This window comes from Rhodococcus xishaensis (genome assembly GCF_004011825.1).
GTDB lineage: Bacteria > Actinomycetota > Actinomycetes > Mycobacteriales > Mycobacteriaceae > Prescottella > Prescottella xishaensis.
This window is the reverse complement of record NZ_RKLO01000002.1, coordinates 145,863-166,226: the sequence shown is the minus strand read 5'-3', so window position 1 is coordinate 166,226 and position 20,364 is coordinate 145,863. Positions and strand designations below refer to the sequence as shown.

Sequence of the window (20,364 nt, the reverse complement as noted above, 5' to 3'; positions counted from 1 at the left end):
GTTGCGCGACCAGATGCGCGACCGTCGCGCATCGAACTCGGTTCTGTCCCTACTTACTCATCCGGTCACGGCTGCCTCAGCTTGGACACCGCTTCGACGTCCCGTGATCTTCACTTCGAATCTATCTGCTTCTGCGGACCGGCGACACCGGGTGGGGTGTAACACCGACATCGCCTACGCCGCGGCGAGGGCCTGGGCCGAAGGCGCCGGGATGACGACCCTGGTCTCCTGCGCGATGCGCCCACTCACCGCCGCGTCGGTGGTCACGTTCTCCCGCTCCTTGCCGCGCTCGCCGACAGCCGGAGCCGCGCCGACAGCCATCGTCTCGCTCACATCGACGAGCACCTCGGACAGCGGGACGTCGAGCGCCTCGCAGATCGCGGCCAGCAACTCGCTGGAGGCTTCCTTGCGTCCCCGCTCGATTTCGGACAGGTAGCCGAGGCTCACCCGCGCACTGTTCGACACCTCACGCAGGGTTCGGCTCTGCGAAACGCGTGTGCGCCGAAGACTGTCACCGATTGCCTCACGCAATAGCAGCGCCATCTCGCTCCTCCTCTGTCCGATACCCCGCTTGTGTTTCAAACGCATGAGCGCAAGTGATTGGTTCCCAAACTCTATCGCGCCAAACGTTCGAGCAAACCGGACACCGCCGCGTGGACACAAGCGAGTCGCACTTCCCACCGATCTCCCCCCATGTCGAGCTCCGAGACCTCGGTTCCGCCAGGTCCGGCGAGCCCGAGAAAGACGGTGCCAGGCGGGTGCTCGTCCTGCGGATCCGGACCGGCCACGCCGGTGAGGCCGACACCCCAATCCGCTGCACAGCGGTGCGCCGCGCCCTCCGCCAGCTGTGCTGCGGTTCGGGGAGCGACCGGCCCATCCTCCGACAGCACCTCGGCGTCGACACCAGCAAGGGTGCTTTTGAGGTCGGTGGCGTAGACGACCAGCCCACCTCGCAACACATTGCTCGCGCCCGGAACACCTGCCAAAGTCGCGGCGAGCAGGCCCGCCGTCACGGACTCCGCCGTCGCAATCGTCTCGCCGCGACGAATGAGGACCTCGATGAGGTCGCGGGCAGGCACGGTCGCTGTCAGCGGATCGGTCATGAGTCCGTGTTTCCGACGCCCGTGTGTCCGACGCCGGCCCGCAGCCGTATTGCCTGGATCAGGTAGTCGAGCCCGGTCACGACGGTAAGGATGACCGCAAGCCCCATCAGCGTCGCGGTGACCGGCGCGAACCCATCCGGCAGCGGAATCAGGTACAGCCCGATGGCGAGCGTCTGGACCAGGGTCTTGAGCTTGCCTCCACGGCCCGCGGGGATCACACCGTGACGCAGGACCGCGAAGCGCACCAAAGTGATACCGAGTTCGCGCGCCGCTATGACACCGGTCACCCACCAAGACAGGTCCCCGAGAATCGACAGCCCGACCAATGCGGCACCGATGAGGGCCTTGTCTGCGATCGGGTCGGCCATTTTCCCGAAATCGGTAACCAGACCATGTTTCCGGGCCAGCTGACCATCGATGCGATCGGTGATCGCGGCCAGCGCGAAGATCGATGCGGCCGTGATTCGCCAAAAGGTCGAATGACCACCGTCGGCGAACAGCGCAACAAGGAACACCGGCACCAGCACGATGCGCAGGACAGTCAGGACGTTCGCGATGTTGAGCAGGGGAACCGGGGTGTGTGCCGGCACGCCCTCGGCAGGTAGGGCGTCAGCGGCGGCCACGTCGTCGCGCGGTGTGTTCATGACAGGACCGATCCGGCGGTGCGCCCAGGCACGCCAGCGGACGAGAAACGGTCGCGGGCGTCGGATCGGGGCGGCACGCTACTCACAATATCGGTTCCGGCGGTGACTACTGTGCACCACATGACTTCTGGGACTCCGGCAGCTGGAACTGACGAGGCCGAAGGGCTGAAAGTGCGACGTGCGCGCACCTCCGATGTGCCGGAGATCAAAAGGCTCATCGACATCTATGCAGGAAGGATCCTGCTCGAGAAGAACCTCGTAACGCTGTACGAGTCCGTGCAGGAGTTCTGGGTGGTCGAATTGGCGGACACCGTCGTCGGTTGCGGTGCCATGCACGTGCTGTGGTCCGACCTCGGCGAGGTGCGCACCATCGCTGTGGACCCCCGGGTGAAGGGTCGGGGTGTAGGCCACCTCATCGTCGCGAAACTGATCCAGGTGGCTCGCGAACTCGACCTCCAGCGGTTGTTCGTCCTCACCTTCGAAGTGGACTTCTTCGCCAAGCACGGCTTCGCCGAGATCGACGGCACGCCAGTGACCGCGGAGGTGTATGCGGAGATGTGCCGTTCCTACGACACCGGCGTAGCGGAATTCTTGGATCTGAGCTACGTCAAACCCAATACGCTGGGTAATACCCGCATGCTGCTGACGCTCCGCTGACTTCCATGCCGGTGAGCTCCATACCGGGGATCGAGGGATCATGCCGCTGTTCGCCGTCCAGTTCACGTACGCTCCCGACAAGTCCGCGCAGCGCGACGATCACCGGACCGATCACCGGGCGTGGCTCGCTGATCTGGAACGTCGCGGAACCGTGCATTCGTACGGGCCGTTTGCCGACGGCAGCGGCGCACTGATGGTGGCCGAGGCGTCGAACCTCGACGAGGCTCGTTCCTTCTTCGACCAGGATCCGTTCGCGAAGGCCGACTTGCTGGAACAAGTGACCATCCGCGAATGGATCCCGGTCTTCGGAGCCTTCTCCAAGTAGGAAGCGGACAGGTAGGAAGCGGACAGCTGGCTCTGCCCCTCTGACCTACTGCCTGGCTGACCTACTGCCTCACTGACCTACTTGCGCGCCGGCCTACTTCTGGGGCTGCACGTCCTTCTGCGCCTCGAGGTCGGAACCGTCCGGGCCGGCGGTGCCATTCCGCGTCTTGATCAGGCTTGCCACCGCCGTGACCACCAGGACGCCGATGATCACAGTCAACGACAAGGCTGTCGAGATCTCGGGCACCACGACGTGCTGGCCGTCGTTGATGAACGGCAGGGTGTTCTCGTGCAGGGCGTGCAGGACCAGCTTGACGCCGATGAAGGCCAGGATGATCGACAGGCCGTACGAGAGGTACACCAACCGCTCGAGCAGGCCTCCGATCAGGAAGAACAACTGCCGTAGACCCATCAGCGCGAACGCGTTGGCCGTGAACACCAGATACGGTTCCTGTGTCAGGCCGTAGATCGCAGGGATCGAGTCCAGCGCAAACAGCACGTCGGTGAAGCCGATGACGACGAGCGCAAGGAGCAACGGCGTCACCATGCGCTTGCCGTCGACCTTGGTGATCAACTTGTCGCCGTCGTACTCCTCGGATGTCGGCAGGAACCGCTTGACCAGCCGGACGATCTTGTTCTCCCGCTCCTGCTCAGCCTCCGGGCTGTGACCTGCATCTTTGATCAGCATTGCGGCGGTGTAGATCAGGAACACGCCGAACAGGTAGAACACCCAGCTGTAGGCGTTGATCGCCGCGGCGCCGACTGCGATGAACGCACCCCGCATGACGAGCGCCATCACGATGCCGATGAGCAGGACCTTCTGCTGATACTCGCGAGGCACCGCGAACGTCGACATGATGATCACGAAGACGAACAGGTTGTCGACCGACAGCGCCTTTTCCGTCACGTACCCCGCGAAGTACTCGCCGCCGAACGTGGTCCCCCAAACCGCCATCACGAAGATGCCGAAGGCGATGGCCAGGATGATGTACACCGCCGACCAGAACGCCGACTCACGGAACGTCGGGGCGTGCGGGGTGCGCACGTGGGCGAAGAAGTCGAAGACGAACAGTCCAAGAATCACCAGGCACGTGATGATCCAGACAAGCGGGGAGACAGCCATCGATATTTGACCTCCGGTAGGTACGCCTTACCACCGGAGGTCTCTCCCACCTACCCGCTGACCACGAGCGGATCGGTCGACAGAACCGGAGCAGCAACGGTGCCGCTCGTGTTGACGAGCCTGTCGCGGGGACGGGGATACTCCCCTCCAAAGTGCCCCCTATTCAACCACAGAGGCACCTCCTCGGCCGAACGACCGTGACGAACCGCTCAGTCGACACTCTCGGCGGGGTTGGGATCGCCGCCGCGGATAGACCACAGCACGCTGTCGAGCTCGTCGGGCTTGACGAGCACCTCCCGAGCCTTGGAGCCCTCGCTCGGCCCGACGATTTCACGGGTCTCCATCAGGTCCATCAGCCGACCTGCCTTGGCGAAGCCGACGCGCAGCTTGCGCTGCAGCATCGACGTCGATCCGAACTGGCTCGATACGACCAGCTCGACGGCCTGGAGGAACACATCCATGTCGTCGCCTATGTCGGGGTCGACGTTCTTCTTCTCGCCCGCCTTGGCTGAGGTGACGCCCTCTGTGTACTCGGGCTCGGCCTGGTTCTTCGTGAAGTCGACAACCGCGGCGATCTCGTCGTCGGTGATGAACGCGCCCTGCATGCGGATCGGCTTGCCCGCTCCCATCGGCAGGAACAGCCCGTCACCCATGCCGATGAGCTTCTCGGCACCCGGCTGATCGAGGATGACCCGGGAGTCCGTGAGCGACGACGTCGCGAACGCCAGCCGCGACGGCACATTGGTCTTGATCAGACCCGTGACGACGTCGACCGACGGTCTCTGGGTCGCGAGTACGAGATGGATGCCGGCAGCGCGAGCCTTCTGCGTGATCCGGACGATCGCCTCCTCGACGTCCCTGGGCGCCGTCATCATCAGGTCGGCGAGCTCGTCGACGATCGCAAGGATGTATGGGTACGGCCGGTACACGCGCTCGCTGCCCAACGGCGCGGTGATCTCCCCGGACTTCACCCTGGCGTTGAAGTCGTCGATGTGCCGGACTCGGCTGGCCTGCATGTCTTGGTAGCGCTGCTCCATCTCCTCGACGAGCCACGCCAGTGCGGCGGCCGCCTTCTTGGGCTGCGTGATGATCGGGGTGATCAGGTGTGGAATGCCCTCGTAGGGGGTGAGCTCGACCATCTTGGGGTCGATGAGGATCATCCGGACCTCGTCCGGAGTAGCGCGGGTAAGCAACGACACCAGCATGGAGTTCACGAAGCTCGATTTGCCGGATCCGGTAGAGCCCGCGACCAGCAGGTGCGGCATCTTCGCGAGGTTGGCGCTCACGAAATCGCCTTCGAGGTCCTTGCCGAGACCTATCACGAGCGGATGGTGGTCCTTGCGGGTCGAATGCGCGGCGAGCACGTCGGACAGGCGCACCATCTCGCGGTCTGAATTGGGCACCTCGATGCCCACCGCCGACTTGCCCGGGATCGGCGCCAGCAGTCGCACATTGTCGGTGGCGACCGCGTAGGCGATATTGCGCGTGAGTGCGGTGATCTTCTCCACCTTCACGCCGGGACCGAGTTCCACCTCGTACCGGGTGACCGTCGGACCGCGCGTGTACCCGGTCACGGCCGCGTCGATCTTGAATTGCTCGAGGACCTCGCTGATCGCCTCGATCATCGAATCGTTGGCCTTGCTGCCCAGCTTCGGCGGATCGCCCTCGATCAGCAGCGACGTCGGCGGCAGCACGTAGTCGCCCTCGACGATCCGGTCCGGGACGAAGACATCCTCCTCCCGTGTGGGGGCGGTTCCCTGTTCCGGAGTGGGCGGTGGGGTGCTGCGCGCGCGCGATCCGGGCGGAACCGGTGAGGCGGGCGCGGGCCCTCCCGCCTCGGTCTCGGAAGCCGAGTCAGGGTCCTGGGGGATCGGTTCGCCGTCGAGGTCACCCGGATTCCACAATCCGAGCACCTCTGTTGGCGCGCCCTCGTGGACCTCGTCGGTCGGATAGTTCTCCTCCGGGGTGCCACGATGGCGGCGCTGGGTGCGGCGGGACAGCTGTGCCGTCTCGGCACCCTCGACCGGGTAGCCGTCTACGTCGAACAAGCTCGGATCGTCATCGTCGACACCGTAGCCATCGTGGTCGTCCTGGAAGCCGGGATCGGCGGCGTGGCCGTACTCGTCGTAGTCGTCGCCGCGGTAAGAGGCGCCGAACCAGGACCGCAGCCGTTCCGGGACCTCGCGCACCGTGGTCTTGGTGAGCAGTAGTACACCGAAGAACATCGCCATCAGTAGAAGTGGCACCGACAACCATTCGGTGACGCCCCTCGTGAGCGGGCCGGCAACGAGGTAGCCGACGACCCCGGCACCCTCTGGCCAACCGGCCGACGACGTGGGCGAGCCGGACGCAAGATGCCACAGCCCGACGGCCGGCAACCCGACGAGCAGTGAGCCCCAGATCACGCCGACCCGATCCTCGGGCTTCGGCGCGGTCCGCATCAGCACGACTGCGATCGCGACTCCGACGATCGGTAGGACCGCGGCGACAGCGCCGACGACCGCGCGGACGCAGGTTTCGATCCATTGCCCGACCGGGCCGCCGGCGGAGAACCACATTCCACCCGCGACAACGACGCTGACCGCGATGAGCCCCAGCGCAATGCCGTCTCGGCGGTGGCCGTGTGCGACGTCGGTGGCCCTGCCGATCGTCCGGGCGGTAGCGCCCAGTCCCCTGGTGGCCATAGACCAACCGGCGCCGATACGACGTCCCACCGAGGCGAACGCGCCGGTTCCTCGATAGGACTTCCTGCCCGATCTGCGACGGACCGAACCCCCGCGAGAGGCTGCGGTCCTACGTCTGGCCGAACCGCGGGCGTTGGAGGACCTGCGTGAGGCGGAGGTTCGCGCCGCGGACGCGGAACCGCTGCGGCTCGCCGTACGGGATGTGCGAGACGATGCGCCGCGCGCAGCAGAGGCTGAGCGCGCACGAGTCCGCGACGAGGACGCTGCCGAGCTCGATCCGCGGGCGCTTGTCTTCCCTGCCATACAGGTCAGGTTAGACGCTACGACCCCATCCGGACCATCCACAACACACGCCACACCCGTTAACATGCTCTGACGTGGGTGCGCACCTGCACACCGTCACACACTGCGATCGAGCCCGGCGACGGCCGCCACGTCCTCGGGCTTTCCGTCGAACTCCATCCGCGCCTGATCGCGGCCGAACGCATACATCAGCAGTTCGGCGGGCTCCCCTCGCAGAGTGACCGTATTGGCGCCGACCGACCGAACCGTGGCACGTTTCCCGTCGGGTCGCTCGAGGACGACGGTCACCGGGGACCGGCGGTAGCTGCGCCGCCCGATCCCGGTCGCGACGGCCCACAGTTTCTCCTGCAGCGGATCGGGCAACGCGCGTGCCGACCAGTGCTTCTGCGCGCGCCGGACGTCTTCGTGGTGGACGAACATCTCTGCGAGATTGGCCTGCTCGTCGACCCACCGAAGCGGGGACCAGACGGGCGGACCTGACCGGACTTCGTCGAGCAGGGCATTCCAGTCCCTGCTGGCGATGCCACGCTGGACCCGCTCGGCGTATCCGGACAACGCCGGCACCATGATGCCCGGGCTCGCATCGAATCGACGCTCACGCAACACGATGTGGGCAGCGAGTTCGCGCACGGTCCAGTCACCGCAAAGGGTCGGCGCGTCCGGCCCGACGATGCGCATCGTGTCGACCAGGGCATGGCGTTCATCGCGGGCAAAAGGCACACCCAACCGTAGCCGGACCTCGACGCGGACGGGAGACCCTCGCGGGGTCGAGTCGTACCGTGGGAATCAACCGGACTCTCGTGTGAGGAGCCAAAAAATGTCGACGATCACCATGTCCGAGCGCGAACGCGAGCAGTTCCTCGCCGACGTACACGTGGGGGTGATCGCCGCGGAGCAAGATGACCGGGCGCCCCTCGCAGTGCCGATCTGGTACGACTACTCCCCCGGCGGTGACGTGGTCGTGTGGACCAACCGCGGCACCGTCAAGGAGCGACTCATTCGGGCAAACGGCCGGTTCAGTCTCTGCGCACAGCAGGAGGCGCCGCCCTACCGGTACGTCAGCGTGGAGGGTGCCGCCACGTTCCAGGACGTCGTCAACCCCGATGACGTCCTTCCGCTCGTGCGCAGATATCTGCCCGACACCGAGGCGCGGGCGTTCATCGACGAGACTTTCAACGACAAGGCCGTCCTGATCCGGATGCGGCCGGAGCGGTGGTACACCGTCGACTACGGGAAGCTCGAGTCCTGAGCCTCACGGCGTGCCGCGTCGGCGCCGAAAGGGCCACAAGAGGCGACGCCGGCGGTCGAACCGCACTTCCCTCCGACGAATCTCGCGGTAGCCGGCTTCCGCCAGCGCGGCGCGCGCAAGAACCCGACGGGCTCTGCGCTGCGCCTCGTCGATCGCGGCGACCTCCGCGTCTGACGTCGAGGCTCGTTCGGCACGCCACCGCTCGACCACTTCGTCGGCGTCGACCCGCCGGATGGGGACATGCGGGCCGGAGGGGTTCCGCAGCCACGTCACGATTCTGCGGTTGAGGCGAGCAACCTCGTCCCGAACCTCGCGCTCGGTGCGGGCGGCCCGCACCACCGCCGGCAGCCGCTCGATGTCCTTGCGCAGCCGCAGGGGTTCGGGCAGCAGGTCGTCGGCGGAGAGCCCCTCCCGCTGGAGATATCCGCGCACCCACCAGTCGTCGCCACCACCGGAGGGGATCGGTTGACCGGCCCCGTCGAGATTGTCGAACTCGCCGCGCTCGTACGCGCCCCTGATCTGCTTCTCGACCCACGACTCGAACGTGGCACGCAGCGGCTTGCGCTCGACCATGACGGGACAACCTCCTCACCCGTCTTGCCGACAACCTCCGGCTACGGCACCCCGATGACGGTCGGCACGATCATCGGCCGACGCCGGTACTTCTCCGCCACCCATCGTCCCACCACCCGGCGCACCGCCTGTGCGATCCGGTGGGTGTCGTCGATGCCCTCACTCGCCAATCGCACGAGTTCCGACTCGACCAGCTTCGCGGCCTCCTTGAGCGCGGCAGGATCGTCGGAGAAGCCGCGACCGGACACCTCGGGAGTGCTGACGGCGCGGCCTGTGGCCGAATCGACAGCGAGCGAGATCGAAATGAACCCGCCCTCGCCCAGGATCAGACGGTCCGACAGCGTCGAGTCACCGACGTCCCCGACCGAATTGCCGTCGACGTACACGTGCCCGACCGGGACGCGTCCGACGATTTCGGCGAGACCGTCGACCATGTCGACGACTACACCGTCCTCGGCGAGCACGATCCGATCCTCCGGAACGCCCGTAGCCTTGGCCAGCGCGGCGTTGGCCCTCAGGTGTCGCCACTCGCCGTGCACGGGCATGGCGTTGGTCGGCCGCACCGCGTTGTACAGGTACAGCAGCTCACCGGCGGACGCGTGTCCCGAGACGTGAACCTTGGCGTTCTGCTGCGTGACTATGGTGGCGCCGCGCTTGGCGAGGCCGTTGACGACCGCGAACACCGAGTTCTCGTTGCCGGGGATCAGCGACGATGCGAGCACGACGAGGTCGTTCGCACGGATGTTGATCTGGCGGTGTTCCCCACGCGCCATCCGCGACAGCGCCGACAGCGGCTCACCCTGGGATCCGGTGGAAACGAGGACGAGCTTGTCGTCGGGCAGGCTCGCGGCGGTGTCCATATCGACGACCAGGCCGTCCGGCACCGACAGGTAGCCGAGATCCTGCGCGATCTGCATGTTCCGGACCATCGAGCGGCCCACGAATGCGACCCGTCGGTTGTACCGCTGGGCGACGTCGACGACCTGCTGAATGCGGTGCACATGGCTTGCGAACGACGCAACGATCACCCGCTGAGTGGCCTTGCCGATGACGTGGTCGAGCACGTTGCCGATCTCCCGTTCAGGGGTGACGAAGCCCGGCACCTCGGCGTTGGTCGAGTCGACGAGGAACAGGTCGACGCCTTCGTCTCCGAGCCGAGAGAAGCCCGCGAGATCGGTGAGGCGGCCGTCGAGTGGCAGCTGGTCGAGCTTGATGTCGCCCGTGTGTAGTACCAGACCTGCCGGCGTGCGGATGGCGACGGCGAGCGCATCCGGAATCGAGTGGTTGACGGCGAAGTACTCGCACTCGAAGGGCCCGTGGGCGGTCGTGCCGCCCTCGACGACCTCGACGAGGTTGGGGCGAAGACGGTGCTCACGACACTTGGCGGCGACGAGTGCGAGCGTGAACCTGGCGCCGACGACCGGGATGTCGGGTCGCAGTCGCAGCAGGAACGGCACGGCGCCGATGTGATCCTCGTGGCCGTGCGTGAGGATGATCGCCTCGACGTCGTCCATCCGATCTTCGATGTACCGGAAGTCGGGAAGGATCAGGTCGACGCCGGGCTGCTGGTCCTCCGGGAACAGCACGCCGCAGTCGACGATGAGCAGTCGGCCCTGGTGCTCGAAGACGGTCATGTTTCGACCGATCTCACCGATGCCACCGAGCGCCACCACCCGCAGGCCCTTCGCGGGTGCCTTGGGCGGCAGGCCGAGACGATCGGTCGGGTCACCGGCGGCCCGAACGGACGCCGCATTGGCACCGGCGGCCGGAACGGACGGCGCATTGGCACCGCCGGCTCGAGCCGGCCGCGCCTTGGCGCTCCCCGACCGGCGGGACTGCGGCCTCTTGCCGCCTGTCTTCACGGCCGACCCCCGCCGCGTCGCGGGGTTCTCGCTGCGCTCGACCGCGGGGGCAGCCGACTCGGATGGTTGGGCGCGTTCGGCTGCGGTGGTCGGCGGGCCGGCTTGACGGAAAGCGCTACGACGACGGGTCGGACGGGTCATGCGAGCACCCCCGCGGCGTGCAGGTCCGCCGCCAGGATGTCGATCTGCTCTGTGGTGGGGGCAACCTGGGGCAGTCGGGGGTCGCCGACGTCGATGCCCATGAGTCGCAGTCCGGCCTTCGAAGCACTCACGCCGCCGAGTCGGGCCACGGACCGGTTCACCGGTACGAGGCTCAGGTTGATCTCACGCGCCGTCGCGAGGTCGCCCTCCATGAACGCGGTATGCAGCGCACGCAGACGCTGCGGCACCAGATGGCCGATGACGCTGACGAAGCCGACCGCGCCGACGGACAGCCACGGCAGGTTGAGTGGGTCGTCACCCGAGAAGAAGTCGAGGTCGGTGGTGCCGATCAGCTCGGCGCCCGCGTTGAGGTCGCCCTTGGCGTCCTTGACCGCGAGGATGCGTGGGTGGTCAGCGAGAGCGCGGATGGTCTCGGTCTCGATGGGGACCACGGAGCGGGGCGGAATGTCGTAGAGCATCACCGGCAGATCGGTGGCGTCGGCGACCGCAGTGAAGTGCGCGTACAGGCCCGCCTGCGGCGGGCGCGAGTAGTAGGGCGTCACGACGAGTAGCCCGTGGGCGCCGGCCCGCGCGGCATCCCGCGCGAGCTCGATACTGTGTGCTGTGTCGTTGCTGCCGGCTCCTGCGACGATCCGGGCGCGGTCACCGACGGTGTCCACGACCGCACGCAACAACTCGAGCTTCTCGTTCTCGGTCGTGGTGGGCGATTCGCCCGTGGTACCGGCCAACACCAATCCGTCACAGCCGTTGTCGACGAGGTGGGCAGCCAACTCCACGCCGGCGTCCAGATCCAGCTTCCCGTCCTTGGTGAATGGGGTCACCATGGCTGTGAGGACGGTGCCGAACGGACGCTCGACGGAACCAGCTGAATCACCGTAAGTCATGGTCAGAAGGCTACCCGGTCGCCGACGCAGACTTGAACCGACGGCACCCCTCGAGTGTCGCCGCAGTCAGCCGACCCTATCGAACTCGCTCGTGGCGATCTCCGAACCGTCCGGCAGTACCGCGATTTCGAAGTCTCCGAACACATTCGGGGCGCAGCGCTGCAACTGCCGAAGGCATTCGACGGCGACCCGGCGGATCTCGACGTCGGCATGCTCGCTGGCGCGCATTTCGATGAAGTGACGCCAAGCGCGGTAGTTGCCGGTAACTACGACGCGGGTCTCGGTGGCGTTGGGCAGCACCGAGCGAGCGGCCTGGCGGGCCTGCTTGTTCCGGATCGGTCCGTTCGGCACGTCGGCGAGCTTCGCCTCGAGCGCAGCCAGCAACTCCGCGTACGCCTCGCGGCTCGCGTCGGCAGCCTTCTCGAACAGCGCCTCGAGTTGCTCGTCACCGGCGATCGCCGGGGGGATGACGAAGTTGGCATCGGTCTCACGCACGAACCTCTGTGACAACTGCGAGTACGAGAAGTGCCGGTGCCGGATCAGCTCGTGCGTGCAGGAGCGCGAGATTCCGGTGATATAGAAACTGACACTTGCGTGCTCGAGCACCGATAGGTGACCCACTTCCAATAGATGCCGCAGGTATCCGGCATTGGTCGCGGTGCGCGGATTCGGCTTGGACCAACTCTGGTAGCAGGCCCGACCGGAGAACTCGGCGAGTGCTTCGCCACCGTCCGCGTCGGTCTGCCACGGGACGTCAGCCGGCGAGACGAACTCCGTCTTCGCGATAAGTTGAACCTTCAGAGATGCCGCATTTCGCACGGTGATTCCTCCCGATCTCGCCTCGCACCACCGGTGCGCACAATATCGTCGCTGCCTGATCGACGCTCGCTCCCTGCATCCTTGGGGCGACCAAAACTTCGCGAGATCGACAACTACCCACATTTGTGACATCAACACTGACGTCACCACCCCTTGCGGTGACGCCACAATGACGTCACACTGACGTCATGGATCTCACGGAGTACACCACCAGATTGCGCGACGACATCGCGGCCGCAGCAGCCCTCGGTGACCCGGACACCCAGCGCATCGCCGAAGCCCTCGGGGGTGCGGTCGAGCGGTCGGCACAGCTCATGCTGGTGTCGGCGCTGTCCGACCTGGCCCGCGAGGCATCCGAGGAACTGGGCGACCGCACCCTGCACGTGCGGTTCGACGACACCGAGGTCAGCGTCGAGACGACCCGGCGCCCAGCCTCTTCCGACGAGTCTCCGTCGAACTCGCACACCGCGTCGACCTCGAACGACGGCAGAGACCCCTACCGCACGCTCGAAGACGTCACCGGCGACATCAGTCGCGTGACGTTGCGACTGGTCGACCAGATCAAGGCACGCGCCGAGGAGGCCGCCCTGCGCGACGGGATGTCGCTCAACTCGTGGGTCTCGCAGGCGGTTCAGGGCGCCCTGCACGATGAGTTGCGCCGCGACCGTCCCGACCCCGACGACTCCTGATGCCCCTTCCGTTCACCTGCCGGAACCCGCACGCCTGAAGTGTTCTAATTGCATCTTCACCGACGTTCGCCAGGCAGAGGAGTGGAAATGGCAGTTTCCGGGGCAAAGGAGTTCGAGGTAAAGGCCGCGCCGGCCGATGTCATGGCGGCCATCGCCGCCGTGGACCGCCTTCCCGAATGGTCGTCGGCTCACAAGAAAGTCGTCGTCGAGAGCGCCCATCCGGACGGTCGCGCGAATCGCGTCCGGATGAATGTGTCGGTCCTGGGGATCAACGACGAACAGGTCGTCGACTACACGTGGGACGGCGACACCCACATGTCGTGGACGCTGGTCGAGAGCACACAGCAGAACAGCCAGCAAGGCTCGTACACCCTCACCCCCAAGGGCGACGGCACGCTCGTCAAGTTCGAACTGACCATCGACCCGAAGATCCCGCTGCCAGGCTTCATGCTGAAGAAGGCGCGGAACATGGCGCTCGACACCGCCAGCCAGGGGTTGACCAAGTTCGTCGACGGCAAGTAGCCGCTCGATACTTGCCCCTCGTCAGAGGTCGCCGGCGACGGTGACGGCGATCGTGGCTCCGAGCTCGTAGCAGCTCTCTCGGTCCGCCGCATCGATCGGGCCGATGACCTCGACTATCTGCGCCGACTGCGCCAGCTCCAATCCGACCGTGATCTTCTGGACCGACTTCGCCGCGCCCGCGGTGTCGTTGTTGCCGTGCACCCACAATCCGTACGGCCTACCGGCAACGGCATCGAGGCACGGATAGTAGACGGTGTCGAAGAAGTGCTTGAGCGCCCCGGACATGTACCCGAAGTTCGCGGACGTCCCGAAGATGTAGCCGTCAGCGCTCAGCACATCGACCGGCGTCGCGTGCAATGCGGGCACGGAACGCACTACGACGCCAGTGATCTCGGGATCTCGTGCGCCCGCCAGTACCGCTTCGAGCAGTTCGCGGGTCGCCGGAGACGACGTGTGGTGGACCACCAGAAGCGTCTTCTCGGTCTTCTCCGGCGACTCGTCGACCATTCGATCAGCCCTCCCGCTCCAGCTTCTCGAGCGCAACGGCGCGCCGCATCGTCTCGCGGGCCCTGCCGCGGTCACCAGCGTAGTCATAGGCTCTTGCCAGCCGATAGGAATTGCGCCAGTTGTCGGGATCTTCCTCCCACTCCTGCTTGACCTGCGCGAATAGCGCATCGGCAGCATCGCGATCGATACGGCCCGAGGGCCGGCGCGGCAGGTCCGAGACGTCCAGCTCGAGCCCCTCGTAATGGATCCGGCGGGCGAGGTGCTGGTGCGCCAGGCCGGACCTGATGGTCGCCACGACCATCCACACACCGAGCAACGGCAGCACCAGGACCGCGAGGCCGAGCCCGACCGGAACGGCCCGGCCGTCCTGGATCAGCGAGACGCCCCGCTGGCCGAGGAGCACGAAGTAGAACGCGAGAACGGCGACGAGCGCCGCGATCGTGGCGACGACGCGGGTGGACGGGTTCTTCACAGGTCCAGCAAGGGGTCGATCCCGACGGTCAGCCCCGGGCGCTGAGCGATCTCACGCACGCCGAGCAGGACGCCGGGGGCGAACGAGTTCCGGTCGATCGAGTCGTGCCGGATGGTCAGTGTCTCGCCCTGTGTACCCAGGAGCACCTCCTGATGTGCAACGAGGCCGGCCAGTCGCACCGAGTGCACCCGTACCCCGCTCACGTCCGCACCACGCGCGCCCTCGAGTTCGGTGGTCGTCGCGTCGGGACTCGGTCCGCGACCGGCCTTCTCCCGTGCCTCGGCGATGAGCGCCGCGGTCCGGTACGCGGTGCCCGACGGCGCGTCGGCCTTGTTGGGGTGGTGCAACTCGATGACCTCGACCGAATCGAAGAAGCGGGCCGCGGCCGCCGCGAAACGCATGGACAGCACGGCTCCGATCGCGAAGTTCGGCGCGATCAACACGCCGACACCCGGGTTCGCATCCAGCCAGGACTGCACCTGCGCGAGTCGGGCGTCGTCGAACCCGGTGGTCCCCACGACGGCATGGATGCCATGTGAGATCAGGAAGTGGAGGTTGTCCATCACCACGTCGGGGTGAGTGAAGTCGATGACGACCTGTGTCCGCTCGTCGACGAAGTCCTCGATCCGATCGTCTTGGTCGACGCCGACCACCAGTTCGAGGTCGTCAGCCTTCTCGACGGCCTCGCACATCGCGCGACCGACCTTGCCCTTCGCGCCCAGAACACCGACCCTGATGGGTGCTGCTGAAGTCACGTACCTGCTCCGTCCGAAATCCCTGCATCCCTGCCAGTTCTCGACGTAAGCCTACGGTGCGTAACTCGACCGCCCGTATCCGACGGTCGGCGTCACTGGCGGACGGCGGTAATGAACACACTCGACCGCGACGGGTCACCGCTTGGGTTCTGGAGAGTGCGCCCAAATCGCTCGGCCACCTCCCTCGAGTGGGCGATCTCGACGTCCCAGCCGTGGTCCGTCAGCCATTCAGCTGGGTGGAAGTCGTCCTCCTCGGGCCACAGAGCCGCCATGTCGATGCCGAAACGCTCACTCAGCTGCTGGAACTGATCCTCCTGCAACATGGCCTGGACGTCGTCGACATGCTCGATCTCGAGGCGACTGCCCGGTGCAGACAGGTCCGTCACGAACCGGACCAGTCGCTCCTTCGCGGCGTTCGGGAGGAAAGGAAGCAACCCCTCTGCCAGCCACGCGGAAGGCCTCGAACGATCGAAGCCCTTGTTCTGCAGCGGAACCGCCCAGTCCTCGCGAAGGTCCACTGCCAACGCCCGACGATCCGCACGGAGCCCGGCCTTCTCGACGGCCAGCACGTCGTCCTTGAACGCCAAGACCTTAGGTGCGTCGAGTTCGTAGACGGTCGTCCCCGTCGGCCAGTCCAGCCGGTACGCGCGCACGTCGAGACCCGCGGCGAGCAGCACTATCTGGTCGATCCCGGCCCGACTCGCTTCGGCGAAGTAGTCATCGAAGTACCGGGATCTCACACCGATGTAGTCAGCCAGCCAACCCCATGACATCTCGATTTCGTCGACGGCCTCGAGTCGGGTCGGCATCGGCCTCGGCGGTGCCGCGGCCTCCACGAACGCTTCCGCATATGGATCCGAGACCAGTCCGTCATCACGGTCGGTCTCGATCGCCCTGCCTGCGGCCACTGCGAGCGCTGTGATCCCGACCCCGGTCACGATGTCCCATTCCGCCAGTTCGTTCATTTCGCACCTCGTTCGGTTGCGACTGTCCAGGAGATAATGGGTGCCGCTAAACGGTTACCGGCCAACAGTTCTCGACACCGCCTCAGCAGCCTTACCCGGCTCGGGACCTGCCGTTTCACAAGCCCGACCGTACGTTCCAGGCTACTCCTGCACCGATCAAGGCGCGGCTGAGATTCCGCTGCGAAGAACAGCGGCCGGAACGTACCGTCAAGCCAGATGCGCACTCGCTCACGCCGGGCGCGACTGGTACGCACGTCTCGAGGGAGGTCGTCCGCCATGGATGTCCCGATGGGCTCGGAAGGCGAGAGGTACCGCATCGACACCGGGAGGCAGATCCTGCCGATACCACCCGACGTTTATTCCGGCACGATCCTGTACGACGCCAAGGACCCCGACGCGACGTATCCTCCGATCCGTCCGCTGCGTCCGCCCGCAGGCGCCCCCAACATCCTCATCGTCCTGCTCGACGACGTCGGCTTCGGCGCGTCGAGCGCGTTCGGCGGCCCCGTCGAGACACCGGCGGCGGAACGACTGGCCGGCGGTGGCCTGAAGTACACCCGGTTCCACACCACCGCGCTGTGCTCCCCCACCCGGGCGGCGCTGTTGACCGGGCGCAACCATCATCGTGTAGGCATGGGCGGCATCACCGAGCTGGCTACCTCGTCGCCCGGGTACACCTCGGTGCGCCCCGACACGTGCTCGCCGCTGGCCGAGATCCTCACCCTCAACGGCTACGCGACCGCACACGTCGGGAAGTGTCATGAGGTCCCGATCTGGCAGACCAGTCCGGTGGGCCCCTTCGACAACTGGCCCGCGCCCGGCAACGGCTTCGAGTATTTCTACGGCTTCGTCGGCGGAGAGACCGATCAGTGGTATCCGACGCTGCACGAGGGCACCCGTCGCGTCGAACCGTGGGGCACTCCGGAGGAGGGCTATCACCTCACCGAGGACCTGGCCGACAGGGCGATCGCGTGGGTGCGACAGCAGAAGGCACTCACGCCCGACAAGCCGTTCTTCCTGTACTTCGCGCCGGGTGCCACACATGCGCCGCACCACGTACCGAGGGAGTGGGCCGACAGGTACCGGGGTCTCTTCGACGACGGGTGGGACGCCCTGCGGGAGAGGATATTCGAGCGGCAGAAGCAACTCGGAGTGATTCCGGAGGATGCCGAACTCACCCGACGGCACGAGGCCATTCCGGCCTGGGAGGATATGGATGAGGCACTGCTGCCCGTCCTGCGTCGACAAATGGAGAACTACGCGGGGTTCCTCGCGCACACTGACCATCAGGTCGGCAGGGTGGTCGACGCCGTCGCGGAACTCGGAGCATTGGACGACACTCTCGTCTACTACATCATCGGTGACAACGGCGCCTCGGCGGAGGGAACGCTGCAGGGTACGTTCAATGAGTTGATCAATCTCAACGGCATGCCCGAGATCGAGACTCCGGAATTCTTGGCCAGCCAGCTCGACAAGCTCGGCGGACCCGAGTCGTCGCCGCACTACGCGGTCGGGTGGGCGCATGCGATGGACACTCCCTACCAATGGACCAAACAGATTGCGTCCCATTGGGGCGGAACCCGCAACGGGACGATTGTCCACTGGCCGCACGGGTTCACCGCTCGTGGCGAGCTACGGCACCAGTTCCACCACGTCATCGACATCGTTCCCACCGTGCTCATGGCGGCGCACATACCTGCACCGACGACGGTCAAGGGTGTGCGGCAGGACCCGTTCGACGGCGTCGACATGAGCTACACATTCGACGGTGCCGACGCACCCGACCGCCACGTCACCCAGTACTTCGAGATGTTCGGCAACCGCGGGATCTACCACAAGGGGTGGTGCGCGGTTACCAAGCACCGGACACCGTGGCAGACCGTCGGCGCCGCCGGTGTCGCGTTCGACGACGACGTGTGGGAGTTGTACGACTGCACATCCGACTGGACTCAGTCCGACGACCTGTCGAAGGAACACCCCGACCGGCTGCACGAACTCCAGCGGCTGTTCCTGATCGAGGCGGCCCGCAACAACGTCCTCCCGCTCGACGACCGGGTGTTCGAGCGAGTCCTGCCGGGGATCTCCGGCAAGCCCCGCCTGGTTCCCGGCAACCGGCAGGTCCTGCTACCCGGTATGGGCGGGCTGCTCGAGATGCACATCGTGAACTGGCGCAACCGATCCTGGTCACTGACCGCACAGGTCGACATCCCCAGCGATCTGACCGCCGGGGCCAGCGGGGTGATCCTCAGCCTCGGCGGGCACGCCGGGGGCTGGGCCTTCTACCTGAAGGAAGGTCGGGTCACGTTCTGCTACAACCTCTTCGGTATTGACCGCACGCACATTCGCGGCGACCAGCCGGTACCACCCGGAGCCCGGCAGCTGCGGGTCGAGTTCGACTACGACGGTGGCGGCCTGGGCAAGGGCGGTGACGTGACCCTGCTCGTCGACGGCGCGGCGGTGGGCTCGGGCAGGATCGAGCGGACCGAACCGCTCGGGTTCGGCTACGAGTACACCGACGTCGGGCGCGATAGCCAGTCGACCGTCACCCCGGACTATCCGCGCGGCGACAACGCATTCAACGGCCAGATCCACTGGGTACGGATCGATGTCGGCGACGACGACCACGGCCATCTGGTCGATCCCACAGACGTCGTCCGGGTCGCGATGTACCGGCAATGACGTCCCGCGGCAGCGGTCGCTAGGGAACGATCCCCCGAACCGAAGCGGGCAGATCCCGCATACCCCGGTACGGTCCCACCACTGAGGCCCCGAACGGCCGTTGCAGTAGCACCCGGGCGACCTCCCGCACGTCGTCGGTCGTGACCTCGTCGATCCGAGCCAGGGTCTCCGAAACCGATTGGTGATTACCGTAGTTCAGTTCGCTACGGCCGATCCGATTCATCCGCGACCCCGAGTCCTCGAGCCCCAGCACGAGCGACCCGCGCAACGACCCTTTCGCACGGGCGCATTCGGCATCGGTGATCCCGTTGGAAGCGACGCTAGCAAGGACCTCGCGAATCAAAGTCGTGACGTCGCCGAGGTTCTCCGGCTGGCACCCGGCATACACGAAGAACGCACCCGTGTCGGCGAATGTGTCCACACCCGAGTAGACCGAGTACGCCAGCCCGCGTTCCTCCCGGATCTCTTGGAACAGACGGGAACTCAGGCCGCCACCCACCGCGACGTTGAGAACCGACAGCGGCCAGCGGTGCCCCTCGTGGCGACCGAAGGCTCGAACTCCCATTGTCAGGTGGGCCTGCTCGACGTCCCGCTTCGTCAGGCTCAACGTCGGCGCCGTTCGCAATCGGATCGCACCCTCCCGCCGGGGTGCGGACGGCGCATCCCGGTCGAGGTGTCCGGCGAACACCCGTCGCACCAGTTCCACCGTGTGCTCGTGTTCGACGTTGCCGGCGACCGCGACCACCATGCGATCGGGTGTATAGCGCCGCACGTGGAACGAGTGCAGCTGGGTCCGGGTCATCGACTCGATCGAATGGGCGCTGCCGATCACCGGTCGTCCGACCGGATGGTCACCGAAGAGCGCGGTCGAGAACGTGTCGCCGAGCAGGTCCTCCGGGTCGTCGTCGCGCATCGAGATCTCCTCGAGCACCACCTGCCGTTCGACGTCGACGTCGACGGAGCGGCACCGCCCCCGCAGCACCACGTCGCCGATCAGATCCATCGCGAGCGGTAGGTCGTCGTCGAGCACATGCGCGTAGAAGCACGTGTGTTCCTTCGCGGTGAAGGCGTTGAGCTCGCCGCCGACGCCGTCCATCATCTGCGCGATGTCGACGGCCGACCGCGTCGGGGTGGACTTGAACAGCAGGTGCTCGAGGAAGTGCGCGGCACCGGCGACTGTGGGCTGCTCGTCGCGGGAGCCGACCCCCACCCAGATGCCGACCGATGCCGAGCGCACACCGGGCAGGTGTTCGGTCACGACGCGGAGACCACCAGGAAGTGTCGTGCGCTGGACACCGGTGCGCAGGTGGTTATCGAGTGCGGAGCCGCGTTGGGGCTTGTCGCGGAGGGATTGAGCCATGTGGCGGTGCGTGTTTCCTTGCGTCCGG

General features: G+C 66.2%; 21 protein-coding genes. 6 read left to right on the top strand and 15 right to left on the bottom strand.

Annotated features, from left to right (window positions below):
- Window positions 1-174: 174 nt before the first annotated feature.
- The 3 genes from EGT50_RS05200 to pgsA all read right to left on the bottom strand — a co-directional run bounded on the left by EGT50_RS05200 (window position 175) and on the right by pgsA (window position 1,747).
- Window positions 175-543, bottom strand: coding sequence for a helix-turn-helix domain-containing protein (locus EGT50_RS05200; protein ID WP_127951532.1), 369 nt, complete (start codon window positions 541-543; stop codon window positions 175-177).
- Window positions 544-614: 71 nt separating this feature from the next.
- Entirely contained in the window at window positions 615-1,103 is a 489-nt protein-coding gene (locus EGT50_RS05195; protein WP_127951531.1) for a CinA family protein, read from the bottom strand.
- A complete protein-coding gene (pgsA, locus tag EGT50_RS05190) occupies window positions 1,100-1,747 on the bottom strand; it encodes a CDP-diacylglycerol--glycerol-3-phosphate 3-phosphatidyltransferase (protein ID WP_127951530.1) in 648 nt (215 codons plus the stop codon). Before pgsA ends, EGT50_RS05195 begins: the two co-directional genes overlap by 4 nt.
- 120 nt (window positions 1,748-1,867) lie before the next feature.
- Here pgsA and EGT50_RS05185 point away from each other — a divergent pair, with 120 nt between their 5' ends.
- A complete protein-coding gene (locus EGT50_RS05185) occupies window positions 1,868-2,404 on the top strand; it encodes an amino-acid N-acetyltransferase (protein ID WP_206615752.1) in 537 nt (178 codons plus the stop codon).
- A gap of 40 nt (window positions 2,405-2,444) precedes the next feature.
- Window positions 2,445-2,729, top strand: coding sequence for a YciI family protein (locus EGT50_RS05180; RefSeq protein ID WP_127951529.1), 285 nt, complete (start codon window positions 2,445-2,447; stop codon window positions 2,727-2,729).
- Between the two features lie 93 nt (window positions 2,730-2,822).
- Here the strand turns inward: EGT50_RS05180 and EGT50_RS05175 are convergent, their stop codons facing one another.
- The 3 genes from EGT50_RS05175 to EGT50_RS05160 form a co-directional block, all read right to left on the bottom strand.
- Window positions 2,823-3,851 (bottom strand): TerC family protein, encoded by a 1,029-nt coding sequence (locus EGT50_RS05175; RefSeq protein WP_127951528.1) that lies wholly within the window; start codon window positions 3,849-3,851, stop codon window positions 2,823-2,825.
- Between the two features lie 209 nt (window positions 3,852-4,060).
- Window positions 4,061-6,838, bottom strand: coding sequence for an FtsK/SpoIIIE family DNA translocase (locus EGT50_RS05170; RefSeq protein ID WP_206615751.1), 2,778 nt, complete (start codon window positions 6,836-6,838; stop codon window positions 4,061-4,063).
- Window positions 6,839-6,934: 96 nt separating this feature from the next.
- Window positions 6,935-7,558 carry a TIGR03085 family metal-binding protein gene (locus EGT50_RS05160; RefSeq protein ID WP_127951526.1) on the bottom strand — a complete coding sequence of 208 codons (624 nt, stop codon included), beginning with the start codon at window positions 7,556-7,558 and terminating at the stop codon, window positions 6,935-6,937.
- Window positions 7,559-7,655: 97 nt separating this feature from the next.
- Between EGT50_RS05160 and EGT50_RS05155 the strand changes: the two genes are divergently transcribed.
- Window positions 7,656-8,087 carry a pyridoxamine 5'-phosphate oxidase family protein gene (locus EGT50_RS05155; protein WP_127951525.1) on the top strand — a complete coding sequence of 144 codons (432 nt, stop codon included), beginning with the start codon at window positions 7,656-7,658 and terminating at the stop codon, window positions 8,085-8,087.
- A gap of 3 nt (window positions 8,088-8,090) precedes the next feature.
- Here EGT50_RS05155 and EGT50_RS05150 read toward each other — a convergent pair whose 3' ends face one another.
- The 4 genes from EGT50_RS05150 to thyX form a co-directional block, all read right to left on the bottom strand.
- A complete protein-coding gene (locus EGT50_RS05150) occupies window positions 8,091-8,660 on the bottom strand; it encodes a DnaJ family domain-containing protein (protein WP_127951524.1) in 570 nt (189 codons plus the stop codon).
- A gap of 41 nt (window positions 8,661-8,701) precedes the next feature.
- The gene (locus EGT50_RS05145; protein ID WP_127951523.1) at window positions 8,702-10,663 is read right to left on the bottom strand and encodes a ribonuclease J; all 1,962 of its coding nucleotides are present in this window, start codon (window positions 10,661-10,663) and stop codon (window positions 8,702-8,704) included.
- Window positions 10,660-11,568, bottom strand: coding sequence for a 4-hydroxy-tetrahydrodipicolinate synthase (dapA, locus tag EGT50_RS05140; protein ID WP_127951522.1), 909 nt, complete (start codon window positions 11,566-11,568; stop codon window positions 10,660-10,662). Before dapA ends, EGT50_RS05145 begins: the two co-directional genes overlap by 4 nt.
- A gap of 66 nt (window positions 11,569-11,634) precedes the next feature.
- A complete protein-coding gene (gene thyX, locus EGT50_RS05135; protein WP_127951521.1) occupies window positions 11,635-12,387 on the bottom strand; it encodes an FAD-dependent thymidylate synthase in 753 nt (250 codons plus the stop codon).
- A 188-nt stretch (window positions 12,388-12,575) separates the two neighbouring features.
- On the opposite strand from thyX, the gene EGT50_RS05130 reads away from it, so the two are divergent.
- Entirely contained in the window at window positions 12,576-13,076 is a 501-nt protein-coding gene (locus EGT50_RS05130; RefSeq protein WP_127951520.1) for a toxin-antitoxin system HicB family antitoxin, read from the top strand.
- Between the two features lie 87 nt (window positions 13,077-13,163).
- Window positions 13,164-13,598 (top strand): SRPBCC family protein, encoded by a 435-nt coding sequence (locus tag EGT50_RS05125; protein WP_127951519.1) that lies wholly within the window; start codon window positions 13,164-13,166, stop codon window positions 13,596-13,598.
- Window positions 13,599-13,619: 21 nt separating this feature from the next.
- Here EGT50_RS05125 and EGT50_RS05120 read toward each other — a convergent pair whose 3' ends face one another.
- The 4 genes from EGT50_RS05120 to EGT50_RS05105 all read right to left on the bottom strand — a co-directional run bounded on the left by EGT50_RS05120 (window position 13,620) and on the right by EGT50_RS05105 (window position 16,297).
- Window positions 13,620-14,105 (bottom strand): flavodoxin family protein, encoded by a 486-nt coding sequence (locus EGT50_RS05120; RefSeq protein ID WP_127951518.1) that lies wholly within the window; start codon window positions 14,103-14,105, stop codon window positions 13,620-13,622.
- A gap of 4 nt (window positions 14,106-14,109) precedes the next feature.
- Window positions 14,110-14,577 carry a hypothetical protein gene (locus EGT50_RS05115; RefSeq protein WP_127951517.1) on the bottom strand — a complete coding sequence of 156 codons (468 nt, stop codon included), beginning with the start codon at window positions 14,575-14,577 and terminating at the stop codon, window positions 14,110-14,112.
- A complete protein-coding gene (gene dapB, locus EGT50_RS05110; protein ID WP_127951516.1) occupies window positions 14,574-15,332 on the bottom strand; it encodes a 4-hydroxy-tetrahydrodipicolinate reductase in 759 nt (252 codons plus the stop codon). Before dapB ends, EGT50_RS05115 begins: the two co-directional genes overlap by 4 nt.
- 92 nt (window positions 15,333-15,424) lie before the next feature.
- Window positions 15,425-16,297, bottom strand: a complete 873-nt coding sequence (locus EGT50_RS05105; protein WP_127951515.1) for an SAM-dependent methyltransferase — start codon at window positions 16,295-16,297, stop codon at window positions 15,425-15,427.
- A gap of 315 nt (window positions 16,298-16,612) precedes the next feature.
- On the opposite strand from EGT50_RS05105, the gene EGT50_RS05100 reads away from it, so the two are divergent.
- On the top strand, window positions 16,613-18,976 hold the full coding sequence (locus EGT50_RS05100) for an arylsulfatase (RefSeq protein WP_408014613.1): 2,364 nt from the start codon (window positions 16,613-16,615) through the stop codon (window positions 18,974-18,976).
- Between the two features lie 19 nt (window positions 18,977-18,995).
- Here EGT50_RS05100 and EGT50_RS05095 read toward each other — a convergent pair whose 3' ends face one another.
- Window positions 18,996-20,336: a M16 family metallopeptidase gene (locus tag EGT50_RS05095; protein WP_127951514.1), complete on the bottom strand. Its 1,341-nt coding sequence runs from the start codon at window positions 20,334-20,336 to the stop codon at window positions 18,996-18,998.
- Window positions 20,337-20,364 lie beyond the last annotated feature (28 nt).

Coding starts and splice junctions, on each gene's coding strand:
- EGT50_RS05105 (WP_127951515.1), bottom strand. CDS start 16,297: ATGAACGAACTGGCGGAATGGGACATCGTGACCGGGGTCGGGATCACA.
- EGT50_RS05145 (WP_127951523.1), bottom strand. CDS start 10,663: ATGACCCGTCCGACCCGTCGTCGTAGCGCTTTCCGTCAAGCCGGCCCG.
- EGT50_RS05170 (WP_206615751.1), bottom strand. CDS start 6,838: ATGGCAGGGAAGACAAGCGCCCGCGGATCGAGCTCGGCAGCGTCCTCG.
- EGT50_RS05120 (WP_127951518.1), bottom strand. CDS start 14,105: ATGGTCGACGAGTCGCCGGAGAAGACCGAGAAGACGCTTCTGGTGGTC.
- EGT50_RS05125 (WP_127951519.1), top strand. CDS start 13,164: ATGGCAGTTTCCGGGGCAAAGGAGTTCGAGGTAAAGGCCGCGCCGGCC.
- EGT50_RS05195 (WP_127951531.1), bottom strand. CDS start 1,103: ATGACCGATCCGCTGACAGCGACCGTGCCTGCCCGCGACCTCATCGAG.
- EGT50_RS05185 (WP_206615752.1), top strand. CDS start 1,868: ATGACTTCTGGGACTCCGGCAGCTGGAACTGACGAGGCCGAAGGGCTG.
- EGT50_RS05200 (WP_127951532.1), bottom strand. CDS start 543: ATGGCGCTGCTATTGCGTGAGGCAATCGGTGACAGTCTTCGGCGCACA.
- EGT50_RS05095 (WP_127951514.1), bottom strand. CDS start 20,336: ATGGCTCAATCCCTCCGCGACAAGCCCCAACGCGGCTCCGCACTCGAT.
- EGT50_RS05155 (WP_127951525.1), top strand. CDS start 7,656: ATGTCGACGATCACCATGTCCGAGCGCGAACGCGAGCAGTTCCTCGCC.
- EGT50_RS05180 (WP_127951529.1), top strand. CDS start 2,445: ATGCCGCTGTTCGCCGTCCAGTTCACGTACGCTCCCGACAAGTCCGCG.
- EGT50_RS05130 (WP_127951520.1), top strand. CDS start 12,576: ATGGATCTCACGGAGTACACCACCAGATTGCGCGACGACATCGCGGCC.
- EGT50_RS05150 (WP_127951524.1), bottom strand. CDS start 8,660: ATGGTCGAGCGCAAGCCGCTGCGTGCCACGTTCGAGTCGTGGGTCGAG.
- pgsA (WP_127951530.1), bottom strand. CDS start 1,747: ATGAACACACCGCGCGACGACGTGGCCGCCGCTGACGCCCTACCTGCC.
- dapA (WP_127951522.1), bottom strand. CDS start 11,568: ATGACTTACGGTGATTCAGCTGGTTCCGTCGAGCGTCCGTTCGGCACC.
- EGT50_RS05175 (WP_127951528.1), bottom strand. CDS start 3,851: ATGGCTGTCTCCCCGCTTGTCTGGATCATCACGTGCCTGGTGATTCTT.